This is a genomic window from Microbacterium sp. cf046, assembly GCF_900114345.1.
Taxonomy (GTDB): Bacteria; Actinomycetota; Actinomycetes; order Actinomycetales; family Microbacteriaceae; genus Microbacterium.
In genome coordinates this window covers 1076815-1088631 of record NZ_FOZJ01000001.1, presented here as the reverse complement: position 1 = coordinate 1088631, position 11817 = coordinate 1076815, and the positions used below count along the sequence as shown (strand labels likewise).

Here is an 11817-nt window from a genome sequence, read left to right as displayed (position 1 = left end):
CCGCGGCGCCGAATACCCATCGTGAACCCGTTCCCGCACCCGCTGCCGCTGCGCACCGACGAAGCCGCCCTGGGACTGCGCCGACTCGTCGTGCCGACCTCGATCGGCGAGGTCGCCGTCCGCACCGGTCGTGACGCAGGCGGGCCTGCGACGATCCTGCTGCACGGCGCCGCCGGGTCGTGGACGACGTGGACGCCGCTCATCGCGGCATCCGATCTGCGCGGCGGAGCAGGGCTCTCCGATGTCGTCGCCGTCGACCTGCCCGGCTGGGGCGAGAGCGGCGAGCTCGATCGCGTCCGGACCGTGGAGGACATGTCCGACGCCGTCGTCGAACTCGCCCGCGCGCTCGGATACTCGTCGTGGCACGTCGTGGGTCACTCCCTCGGCGGGTTCGTCGCCCTGGACGTCGCGGCGCGGTACCCGGACGACACACTCGGTGTCACCCTCGTATCGGCCACCGGCACGGGTGTCCTCGACGCGATCCGCCGTCCGCTGCGCGGTGGGATCGGACTCCCCTGGTTCGCCGGGATGCTGCTCACGATGCGGACGCTCGCCGGCCCTCCTGTCGGCGGCAAGGGTGTGCTGAGGCGGAGGATCCGGGCCGCGGGCACCGGGCTCGTCCGGCTGATCGGACGCCTCGGGTGGCTGGGTGCGCTCACGTCGCCGCTGTTCGCGCAGGCGGTTCACCCATCTGTGATCTCCGCTTTCGCCGAGGAGGTGCGGCCCGCGTCGTTCGCCCGTGCCGCGCGACTGGCAGCCGACTACGAGGAGCGCACGTGGACCGGCATCCGGTGCCCCGTGCGATCCGTCCGCGGCGCTCGCGACGTCTTCGCCGGGGAGCAGGATGCCGGTGCCTTCGTCAGGCTCATCCCCGACTTCGGCGAGGTCCGGTTGCCTGATGCCGGGCACTTCGCGCACGTGGAGCGTCCCGACGCGGTGCTTGCGGCGATGGATGCGGTCACCCGCGCCGACCGGCCGCTTCGGGCCGCAGCGGAGCGGCCGTTCAGCGCCGGTCGCGCGTCAGCCTAGGGTCGCCGGGAGACGGTGACCACGCGGGGCGCGTCTGCGTCGAGCGCATCCGACGGGTCGCCGCACATCGTGTCGGCCCCCCGGCCGCCGAGCTCGCGCTCGAGTTCGATCTCCCACCACGAATCCCGGATGCCGTCCACCATGTCGCGCCCCCACTCGACGATCACGACCGACCGGTCGGCGTCGATGTCCAGGTCGTCGAGTTCGAGCGCTGATCCGAGCCGGTACGCGTCCACGTGCACGAGCGGCGGCCCCCCGACGAGTGACGGATGCGTCCGCGCGATCACGAACGTGGGGCTCTGCACGGGCCCGCGAACGCCCAGCCCGGCGGCGATCCCCCGGGTCAACGTCGTCTTGCCGGCTCCGAGCGCACCCGTGAGCACGACCAGGTCGCCGGGGCGCAGCATCCGCCCGACGCGATCGCCGAATTCCTCCATCTCGCCGGGCGAAGCGATCTCGTACCGGCCGACGAGCGGGTCGATTCCGCTCACGCGGAGACCTGTCGCCGTGCGACCCGCGGTCCGATCCGCGTGACGATCTCGTAGTTGATCGTGGATGCCGCGTCCGCCCAGTCGTCCGCTGCGGGCACCCCGAGGGTCGGGTCGCCGAAGAGCACCGCCTCATCGCCGACCGCGACCGGGTGGTCGCCGACGTCGACGACGAACTGGTCCATCGCGATGCGTCCGGACACGGTGAATCGCTCGCCGGCGATCGTGACCGCGCCGGCGCCCGACGCGTTGCGCGGCACGCCGTCCGCATATCCGAGCGGCACGAGCGCGAGGGTCGTCTCGCGATCGGTGCGGTAGTCGTAGCCGTAGGAGACCCCGTGCCCGGGCGGCACGCGTCGCACCGCGGCGACCGGCGCCCGCAGGGTCATGGCCGGACGCAGGCCGAGGTCGGCCGACGACCGGTTCGCGAACGGTGAGAGCCCGTAGATCCCGATCCCGATCCGGACGCACCCGAGCCGGGACTCGGGGAGTGCGATCGCCGCGTGCGTCGCCGCGATGTGGCGCAGCGGTGGGGCAAGCCCTGCGGATGCCGCGACCGCGACCGCGTCACGGAACACGCCGAGCGCCGCGCGGTCGTCTTCGGCGGACGCGTTGGAGAGGTGGCTGAACAGGCCGATCACCCGGAGCTTGCCGATGCGCTCGAGCCGGGCGGCTTCCGAGAACACCACTCGGTAGTCCTCGGGTGCGATGCCGTTGCGCCCCAACCCGGTCTCGAGCTTGAGGTGGACGCCGACCGCGCGGTCCTGGGATGCCGCGGCGGCGGCCTGCAGCAGCTGGTCGAAGTTCGAGATGCCGAGCTCGACGCCCACCGATGCGGCCTCGACGAACGAGGTGCCGGGCGCATGGAGCCACGCGAGGATCGGCGCCATGATCCCACCGCGCCGCAGGGCCATGGCCTCGCCGATGTCGGCGACGCCGAGCCGACTCGCTCCGCCGTCGAGCGCGGCGACCGCCGAGCGGACCGCACCGTGACCGTAGCCGTCGGCTTTGACGACGGCGATCACCTCGGAGTCGGTCAGTCGGCGCAGGTGACGAACGTTCGCGGTGATCGCGCCGACGTCGATCGTTGCCTCGCGCAGCACGCCCGCCGGAAGGCGGCTCATGCCCGAACCGCCGCGCTCGATCCGCTCGCGGCATCCGACTCCGCGACGACGAACGCGGTCGCGAATCCGGCGTCGTGCGACATGGACAGGTGCAGCCCCGTGATGCCGCGCTGTTCGATCACCCCGGCGGTCGAGCCGGTGAGCGTGAACCACGGCCGGCCGGACTCCTCCGGCGTGATCTCGATCTCGGTCCAGTGGACGCCGTCGGAGCCGCCGAGGGCTTTGATGAGCGCCTCTTTGGCGGCGTAGCGCGCGGCGAGCGAGCGCGGCGAGCGCAGCTGCTCAGCGGGCGAGAAGAGTCGCGCGAGAAGTCTCGGCGTCCGCTCGATCGTGCGCTCGAAGCGGGCGATGTCGACGAGGTCGACGCCGATCCCGACGATCATTCCTGCCCTCGTCTGCGCACTCCGCCACTTTATCTCGCAGCGCGGCCCGCGTTCTCTTCGACCAAACCACCCCTGCTCGTCGAGTCCACCCGCTTCGGACGCGCCAAAACGGCTGGTTTCGCCGAGAAGGGGTGGTTTCGCCGGGGGTGAAGGTCCGCGAGGACTACTCGACGGTGACGGACTTCGCCAGGTTGCGGGGCTGGTCCACGTCCAGGCCCTTGGCGGTGGCAAGCCCCATCGCGAAGATGTGCAGTGGCACGACGGCCAGAAGCGGCTCGAACAGCGGTCCCGCGAGCGGAATGCGCAGCACCTCGTCCGCGTGGGGCAGCACAGCGGCATCGCCCTCTTCCGCGATCGCGATCACGCGTGCACCGCGCGCGCGGATCTCCTCGATGTTGGAGACGACCTTCTTGTGCAGCTCACCGGACTCGCGCGGCGACGGAACGATCACGAAGACCGGCTGACCGGCTTCGATGAGCGCGATCGGGCCGTGCTTGAGCTCACCGGCGGCGAACCCCTCGGCGTGGATGTACGCGAGCTCCTTGAGCTTGAGCGCGCCCTCCATCGCGATCGGGTATCCGACGTGTCGGCCCAGGAACAGCACCGAGCGCGTGTCGGCCATCCAGTGGGCGAGCTGCTCGATGCGCTCCTGCTCACCGGAGAGGATCCTGCGGATCTTGTCGGGAATCGATTCCAGCTCCAGCACGTGCTGTGCGGCCTCGGTCGCGCCGAGCGTGCCGCGGACGCGCCCGACGTGCAGGCCCAAAAGGTACAGCGCGGTGATCTGGGCGACGAAGGCCTTGGTCGACGCGACGGCGACCTCGGGCCCCGCGTGCGTGTAGACGATCGCGTCGGACTCGCGCGGAATCGTCGCGCCCTGGGTGTTGCAGATCGACAGGGTCCGCGCGCCGTGCTCGCGGGCGTACTTGACGGCCATGAGCGTGTCCATGGTCTCGCCGGACTGGCTGATCGAGACGACCAGGGTGTCGGGTCCGATCACGGGGTCGCGGTAGCGGAACTCGTGGGCGAGCTCGACGTCGACGGGAACGCGCGCCCACTGCTCGATCGCGTACTTGCCGACGACGCCGGCGTACGCCGCGGTGCCGCACGCGACGACGATGATGCGCTGGATGCCGACGAACAGCTCGTCGAGCCCGTCGAGCTCCGGAATCACGACCTGGCCGTCGCGTGCACGACCGAGGATCGTGTTCGCGACCGCTTCCGGCTCTTCGCTGATCTCCTTGGCCATGAAGCTCGACCAGCCGCCCTTGTCGGCGGCCGAGGCGTCCCACAGCACTTCGAACGGCTCGACCTCGACAGCGTTGCCCTGGAAGTCGGTCACGGTGACGCCGCCGGGGGTGATCGCGACGATCTGATCCTGTCCGATCGCGAGCGCGTTGCGGGTGTGCTCGACGAACGCCGCGACGTCGGAGCCGAGGAAGTTCTCGCCCTCGCCGAGGCCGATCACGAGCGGCGAGTTGCGGCGCGCGCCGACGACGAGTCCGGGGTGGTCCTCGTGCATCGCGAGGAGCGTGAACGCGCCCTCCAGGCGGCTGACGACCGCGCGGAATGCCGCTTCGAGATCTCCGCCGGCCGCCTGGTACTCACGGCCGAGCAGGATGGCCGCGGCCTCGGTGTCGGTCTCGCTGCGGAAGGTGTACCCCTCGGAGAGCAGGTCCGCCTTGATGTCGCTGAAGTTCTCGATGATGCCGTTGTGGATGACGGCGAGCTTGTCATCGTCGGCGAGGTGCGGGTGGGCATTCGTGTCGGTCGGGCCGCCGTGGGTCGCCCAGCGCGTGTGGCCGATGCCGGTGGTGCCGTCTGCCAGGGGGTTCGCGGAGAGGTCGTCGCGCAGCACCTTGAGCTTCCCGGCGCGCTTGCGCATCCCGAGGTCGCCGTGACCGTCGATGACCGCGACACCGGCGGAGTCATAGCCCCGGTACTCGAGTCGGGCAAGGCCCGCGAGAAGGATGGCCTGGCTGTCGCGAGGGCCCACGTATCCGACGATTCCACACATGGGATCAATCCTATGGGCGCCGGGTGCAAGCATCCTGAGCGCGGCACCCACGGACCGGGTGCCATACCCGCACGGCCCCGGACGCCGCGCTCAGAGGGGACCGGATGCGTTGGGGTGAGACGGAACGGGATGCCGCGGTCCCCACTGCAGCATCCCGTCCCGGGTTCGTGGGGGCGACTCCTACAGGTCGGCCGAGCCGTCGCTGTCGACGAGCACCAGATCGGTGGGCGGCACGATCAGCTCAGGCGCGACCACCGCAGAGCTGCGCGCGGACGACGACTTGGCCGTCGGGAACACGCAGGCGCTGTAGCTGAGGTTGCCGAGGCCGATGTGCTGGTTGCCGGAGTTGCCGGTGATGCCCGCGATGTAGCGGATCACGACGACCTGGACGCTGCCGGCCCAGGTGAGGCGGATCGCGTTCGCGCCGCTGTCGATCGGCAGATCCCCGTTGGCGATCGGGCGGAACGGATTGCCGTCCGAGCCGTCGCCCTGGATGTTCGTCGGGTTGCCGAGGTTGGCCGTGTAGCCAGCCGTGCGGATGTTGACGAGGTCGCGCCAGCCCGACTGGGTCTGGTCGATGTCGTGGATGACGAAGGACAGGCCGGTGACCGGCTGGTTCAGCGTGATCGTGAGCTGCACCCAGTCGCCCTGCGTGAGCGGGCGCTGGCCGTTCTGCTCCATCTCGATCTCGATGTAGTTCCACGACGGGTTCGTGTTCGTCGCCGCGACTTCGCCCGTGTTGCCCCGGTTGACGCTGCCGGACGACGAGGTGAACGCGAGTCCAGCCGTGACCAGCGGGTCCGACGGGAAGAAGGCGATCGAGGTCGGCTTCGTCCCGGGCTTCAAGGTGTCGAGGGCCGTCGTGGGCGTGCACGGCGATGCGGCCATTGCGGGCACCGGCCCCGCGAATGCGATGACCGGAACGGCCCAGGCGGCGCCTTTCACGAGCGTGCGGCGGCTGACGCCGTTCGAGATCCGGCCGTCGTTTTCAGGCGCGCCAAATGACATGTTCATCCCCAGTGTTCTCAGCGGTACGGCTGTGCTTTCGGGTCACAGCCGGGACACCGTCACCCCAAATGACGGTCCCAAGCAGAACTTAGCACAGCCTAAAAACGTCGCGCCACAACTGATCGCTCAGGTTTTCCGCATGTTGCGATTCGCCGCGGTGGACCGGTCAGAGCTTGCGCAGCAGCACCCGCGCGACGCTGTGACTGGCGGCCTTGTCGAGGATCAGCGTCGCCTGATGCTTGGTCGGAAGCACGTTCTCCCGGAGGTTCGGCAGGTTGATCTCGTTCCAGTAGCCCATGGCCGTCTGCACGGCCTCCTCGTCGGTGAGATGCGCGAAGACGTTGAAGAAGGAGCTCGGGTTCGCGAACGCGCCCCGCCGCAGCGCCAGGAACCGATCGACGTACCAGGCGGCGATGTGGTCGGTCTGGGCATCCACGTAGATCGAGAAGTCGAAGAGCTCGCTGACGGCCATGTCGCTCGGCGAGGGCGACGGCTGCAGGACGTTGAGTCCCTCCACGATCACGACATCCGGCCGCCGCACCGTGATGTGCGCGTCCGGCACGATGTCGTAGCGCATGTGGGAGTAGAAGGGCGCACGCGCCTCCGGAGCCCCGCTCTTGACGTCCGTGAGGAACCGCACCATCGCGCGACGGTCGTATGACTCGGGAAAGCCTTTGCGATCCATGAGGCCGCGGCGCTCGAGTTCGGCGTTCGGGTAGAGGAATCCGTCGGTCGTGATCAGCTCGACCCGCGGCGTCCCGGGCCAACGGCTCATGAGCTCGCGCAGGAGGCGGGCGATCGTCGACTTGCCCACGGCGACCGAGCCGGCCACCGCCACGACGAACGGCGTCGTCGTGTCGGGCTCGCGCAGGAACGCGCTCGTGTCGGCCCCGAGGCGCTTCGTCGCGTTCGCGTAGAGGCTCAGCAGGCGGCTCAGCGGCAGGTAGACCTCTCGCACCTCGGCCATGTCGAGCATGTCGCCGAGCCCGCGGATCTGCACGATCTCGGTCTCGGACAGCGGCTGGGCCATGTCGGCCGCCAGTCGCGCCCACTCCCCGCGATCGATCTCGCGGTAGAGCGAGAGCGACGGGGTGACCGTGGTGGCTGCGTCATCGGCGGGCATCCCGAACATCGTATCGGGTCGGATGCCGCGCCCTGCTCCGGCGAGACGGTCCCCCCGTCGCCCGGAGCCCCGGCGCACACAGTCGGCCCGAGACGAGCGCGGGCGCCCCGCGCTACGCTTCACCCGTGCGCCTCGGAGTTCTCGACATCGGCTCGAACACGGTCCACCTGCTGGTCGCTGACGTCCGGCCCGGTGGGCGGCCCCTTGCGACCACGAGCCAGCGCACGGTGCTGCGCCTCATGCGCTATCTCGCGCCGGACGGCTCGATCATCGAGGACGGCGTCCGCGCCCTCGTCGCCGCGGTCGCGGAGGCGCGTGCGGTCGCCGAGTCCGAGCGGGTCGACGAGCTTCTCGCGACGGCGACATCGGCCGTGCGCGAGGCGGCCAACGGCGCGGATGTGATCGCCCGCATCGAGGCGGCGCTGGGCCAGCCGCTGCAGGTGCTCGGCGGCGAGACCGAGGCGCGGCTGACCTTCCTCGCAGTGCGGCGATGGTTCGGCTGGGCTGCCGGCCAGATCCTGCTGTTCGACATCGGCGGCGGGTCGCTCGAGATCGCGGCAGGATCCGATGAGCTCCCCGACGCGGCCGAGTCGGTGCCGCTCGGCGCCGGACGCATGACGGTGCAATTCCTGCCGGACGATCCTCCAGGTCCCGAGGCGATCGAGGCGCTCCGCACGCACGCCGCGGAGGTCCTGCGCCCGGTCGCCGAACGCTTCGCGTCACAGCCGCGGCCCGACCATGTCGTGGGATCGTCCAAGGCGATCCGATCGCTGGCCAGGCTCGCCGGCTACCCCGCGCCGGGGTGGTCGAGCATCGAGCGGATGGTGCTGCCGCGGCGCGACCTCAAGGCGTGGATCCCGCGGCTGGCCCGCATCCCCGCCGAGACGCGTCAGGAGCTGCCCGGCATCACGGCCGACCGGACCTTCCAGATCGTCGCAGGTGCGGTCGTGCTGCATCAGGCGATGAAGGCGATGGAGATCGACGAACTCGAAGTGAGCCCCTGGGCACTGCGCGAGGGCGTGCTGCTCCGCTACATCGAGTCCCTGTCCTGGAACGCTCCGGCCGCGTAGCGATCCGGGCCGTCGACGCCCGATCACGGAAGCCGCGCGCGGGGGCGGAGCCGCACCGACCCGAAAGGGTAGCGGTGCGCGCCCGCGTGCGCCACACTTCTGGGATGGACGCTCACCCGGCGTCGATCCGCACTCCCGACCAGCGCATCCGGGTCTTCCTGAGCTCCACCCTCCGTGAGTTGGAGCCCGAGCGCGAGGCGGCACGTGCCGCGATCGAGTCACTCCGCCTGGCACCGGTCATGTTCGAACTCGGGGCACGACCGCATCCGCCGCGCTCGCTGTACCGCGCGTACCTCGCGCAGAGCGACATCTTCGTGGGCCTGTACTGGGAGAGCTACGGGTGGGTCGCGCCCGACGAGGAGATCTCGGGCCTGGAGGACGAGTACCGGCTCTCCGGCGCGATGCCGCATCTGATCTACATCAAGGACCCGGCGCCCAAGCGCGATCCGCGGCTCGCAGATCTCCTCGACCGCATCCGCGGCGACGATCACAGCTCGTATCGCGCGTTCTCGGATCCGGCAGAGCTCGCCGAGCTGATCGTGGCCGACGTCGCGACCCTGCTGGCGGATCGGTTCGACGCGGCCCGCGCCGCCTCGGCGCCGGTCGCGCCCGAGTCCATGCTCAGCATCCCCGCCCCGTTCACGACGATCGTCGGTCGGGGCGACGAGCAGGCGCGGCTGCTGGAACTGCTGTCGACGCCGGGTGTCCGCATCGTCACGGTCGTGGGTCCGGGCGGGATCGGCAAGTCGCGGCTGGCGATCGAGGTCGCCGAGACGATCGCTGCGACCGGCCGCGAGGTGGCCTTCGCGACGCTCGAGTCGATCACCTCGCCCGAGCGGGTCATCAGTGTGATCGCGCGCGCGGCTGGAGTCCGCGAGACGGGCGAGGAACGCGTCGAGACCAAGCTCGTCACCGCCCTCGCCGGGCGGGACATGCTGATCGTGGTCGACAACATGGAGCATCTGCTCGACGCGACCGGTGACCTCGTGCGCCTGATCACCGATCTGCCGCGACTGCAGCTGCTCGTGACCAGCCGGTCCCCGTTGCGGGTGCGCGCCGAGCACACCTTCGAGCTCGGACCGCTCGCGGTGCCCGACACCGAGGCGACGAGGGCGGATGCCGTCGCCGCGAGCGCCGTCGACCTGTTCGTGCAGCGCGCGACTGCGATCAACCCGGCGTTCCGCCTGACCGACGAGTCCGCCGCCGCGGTCTCCGGAATCGTGCGGGCACTGGACGGCGTGCCGCTGGCGATCGAGCTCGCCGCCGCGAGGACCCGGACGATGTCGCCGCGCGAGATCCTCGATCGGCTCGACTCCGCGCTGAGCCTGCTCGTCGGCGGTTCGCGGGATCTGCCCGAGCGGCAGCGTGCGGTGCGCGACACGATCGCATGGAGCGTCCGGCTGCTGGATGCCGAGGCGACTGCCGCGTTCGAAGCGCTCTCGGTCTTCTCCGGACCGTTCACGTTCGAGGCCGCGGAGGCCGTGCTCGGCACGGATGGCGACATCGACGGTGCGTTCGCACCGATCGAGGCGCTCGTCGATGCGAGCCTTCTGTGGCAGCACGAGCGCGACGGTGTCCGCGTGTTCGGCATGCTCGTCCTCGTGCGCGCGTTCGCCCGCGAGCAGGCGGCCGCCGAGGCATCGACCGAAGCCGCGACCCTCGCGAGCGAGCGGTGGGTGTCCTACTACGTGGACCTTGCCCGCCAGGCGCCGATGCGCATGCGCGCGGCCGGCCAGATGGAGTGGATGCGCCGGCTGAACGCCGAGTCGGAGAACCTCGCGTCGGTCATGCGCCGGCTCCTGGACTCGTCGCGGCTCGACGAGGCCGCCGAGTACGCGTGGTCGCTCTACCTCTACCTGTGGATCGGCGGCCTGCTGGGCGTCGTCAGGGACTGGATGACCGAACTGCTCGAGCGCGCGGAGCGCGACGGCCTCCTCCTCGCACCTCGCACGGAGGCGATCGCGCTGTACTTCACCCGCGCGGTGGCGTACTGGCAGGAGCCGGGCTTCGACGTGCTGCCCGGGCTGCAGCGCAGCGCCACCCTCTTCGAGGAGTCCGGCGACCCCGCCAGCGCGGGCCTTGCGCGCGTATCGGTCGCCCTCGCCCAATTGTCCGCGCCGACCGGACCCGATCTGGCCGCAGCCCGGACGACCCTCGAGGATGGTCTGGCGGGCTTCACCGGCGCCGGCGATTCCTGGGGTCAGGCGATGACCCTGGTGACGCTGGGCCGGATCGACCTGGCGACGCAGGACATCGCCGGGGCGGCCGGCCGCTTCGAGGAGAGTCTGCGCCTGGCCTCCTCGGCGGGCGAGATGCTCGGGATCGTGATCGCGCAGCACCACCGCGGCTGGCCGAAGCTCTTCGCCGGCGACATCGACGGCGCCGAGGAGGATTTCGCGGAGTCGCTCGACACGTCGCTGGCGATGCGACACGACGAAGGCATCGCGTACGGGCTCGAGGGGCTCGCATCGGTGCGCGCCGCTCGCGGGGACATCGCGCAGACCGGGCTGCTGCTCGGTGCCGCGGATCGCCTGCGTCGGCGCACCGGCCTGGTGGGGCCGGCGGGATTCACCCTCTACGGGCACCTCGTCGACGGGCTCCGTGCGGGTGGCGGAGGCACTGCGCTGGATTCCGCGATCGACGAGGGCGCGCAGCTGCCGGTCTCCGAAGTGATCGCCCGTGTCGCACACTGACGGCGAGGTGCGCGAGCCGACGCGCACGGACGAGGCGGATGCCGGCGATGACCGCGTCCTGCTCGTCACACGCGTCGTCGCGATCGTGATCGTGCCGTTCCTGGTCGTGGCCGCGATCCTGCTGTTCGGCTTCCCGCACCGCACCGGCGAGCTGTTCGCGTGGGCGATCGATCCGCCGTTGTCGGCGTACATGCTCGCCTCAGCATACGTGGGGGGCATCTGGTTCTTCGTCGGGGTCGCGGTGACCAGGCGGTGGCACCGCGTCGCGCCCGGCTTCCCCGCCGTCGTCGTGTTCGCCGGCGCATTGCTGGTCGCGACCCTGCTGCACCTCGACCGGTTCTCGCAGAACCTCTCCTTCTTCACCTGGGTGACGCTGTACGCGACGACTCCGTTCGCGGTCGCGTGGCTGTGGTGGCTGCAGCGCCGCAGCGATGACGGGCGGCCCGACGCGGTCGACGCCCGGGTCCCACGGCTCGTGCGGGGCATGATGCTGGCGGTCGGCGCGGCATCCCTCGTCACCGGCGCGGTGATGTTCATCGCGCCGACGCTGGTCATCCCGGTGTGGGCGTGGGAGCTCACGCCCCTGACCGCACGGGTGCTGGGTGCGGTGCTGTCGCTGCCCGGCGTCGTCGCGGTGGGATTCCTGCGCGATGACCGCTGGAGCTCGTTCCGCATCCTGTTCCAGGCGCAGCTGGTCAGCCTCATCGCGATCGCATGCTCGCTGATCGCGGGCCGGGATGCGCTGCAGTGGGATCGGGTTGCCACACCCGCATTCCTCGCGCTGATCGCAGTCGCGTTCGCCGGCTACGCCGCCCTGGTGGTCGGCATGGAATTGCGCACCCGCCGCTCGGCATGACCTCCCGCTCTGCGAAGCCCGGCCAC

At 70.7% G+C, this 11817-nt stretch carries 10 protein-coding genes; 4 read left to right on the top strand and 6 right to left on the bottom strand.

All coding sequences use genetic code 11. The annotated features are described in order from the left end of the window. Positions 1-21 precede the first annotated feature (21 nt). The gene (locus BM349_RS04995) at positions 22-1029 is read left to right on the top strand and encodes an alpha/beta fold hydrolase (protein WP_254773729.1); all 1008 of its coding nucleotides are present in this window, start codon (positions 22-24) and stop codon (positions 1027-1029) included. Here the strand turns inward: BM349_RS04995 and tsaE are convergent. The 6 genes from tsaE to coaA form a co-directional block, all read right to left on the bottom strand. Next, a complete protein-coding gene (tsaE, locus tag BM349_RS04990; RefSeq protein ID WP_091703842.1) occupies positions 1026-1520 on the bottom strand; it encodes a tRNA (adenosine(37)-N6)-threonylcarbamoyltransferase complex ATPase subunit type 1 TsaE in 495 nt (164 codons plus the stop codon). The two genes, BM349_RS04995 and tsaE, sit on opposite strands and share 4 nt — an antisense overlap. After that, a complete protein-coding gene (gene alr, locus BM349_RS04985) occupies positions 1517-2641 on the bottom strand; it encodes an alanine racemase (protein WP_091703839.1) in 1125 nt (374 codons plus the stop codon). The genes tsaE and alr overlap by 4 nt, the downstream gene beginning before the upstream one ends. Then, positions 2638-3024: a holo-ACP synthase gene (locus BM349_RS04980; RefSeq protein ID WP_091703836.1), complete on the bottom strand. Its 387-nt coding sequence runs from the start codon at positions 3022-3024 to the stop codon at positions 2638-2640. The genes alr and BM349_RS04980 overlap by 4 nt, the downstream gene beginning before the upstream one ends. Positions 3025-3187: 163 nt before the next feature. Then, positions 3188-5041 carry a glutamine--fructose-6-phosphate transaminase (isomerizing) gene (gene glmS, locus BM349_RS04975; protein WP_091703834.1) on the bottom strand — a complete coding sequence of 618 codons (1854 nt, stop codon included), beginning with the start codon at positions 5039-5041 and terminating at the stop codon, positions 3188-3190. 180 nt (positions 5042-5221) lie between these two features. Next, the gene (locus BM349_RS04970) at positions 5222-6049 is read right to left on the bottom strand and encodes a hypothetical protein (protein ID WP_139230886.1); all 828 of its coding nucleotides are present in this window, start codon (positions 6047-6049) and stop codon (positions 5222-5224) included. Positions 6050-6215: 166 nt separating this feature from the next. Then, a complete protein-coding gene (coaA, locus tag BM349_RS04965) occupies positions 6216-7172 on the bottom strand; it encodes a type I pantothenate kinase (protein ID WP_091704960.1) in 957 nt (318 codons plus the stop codon). 125 nt (positions 7173-7297) lie between these two features. On the opposite strand from coaA, the gene BM349_RS04960 reads away from it, so the two are divergent. The 3 genes from BM349_RS04960 to BM349_RS04950 all read left to right on the top strand — a co-directional run bounded on the left by BM349_RS04960 (position 7298) and on the right by BM349_RS04950 (position 11791). After that, complete coding sequence (locus BM349_RS04960) at positions 7298-8242, top strand: Ppx/GppA phosphatase family protein (protein WP_091703828.1); 945 nt, start codon at positions 7298-7300, stop codon at positions 8240-8242. 104 nt (positions 8243-8346) lie between these two features. Then, positions 8347-10935, top strand: coding sequence for an ATP-binding protein (locus BM349_RS04955; protein ID WP_091703824.1), 2589 nt, complete (start codon positions 8347-8349; stop codon positions 10933-10935). Then, a complete protein-coding gene (locus tag BM349_RS04950; RefSeq protein ID WP_091703822.1) occupies positions 10922-11791 on the top strand; it encodes a hypothetical protein in 870 nt (289 codons plus the stop codon). The genes BM349_RS04955 and BM349_RS04950 overlap by 14 nt, the downstream gene beginning before the upstream one ends. The last annotated feature ends 26 nt before the right edge of the window (positions 11792-11817 follow it).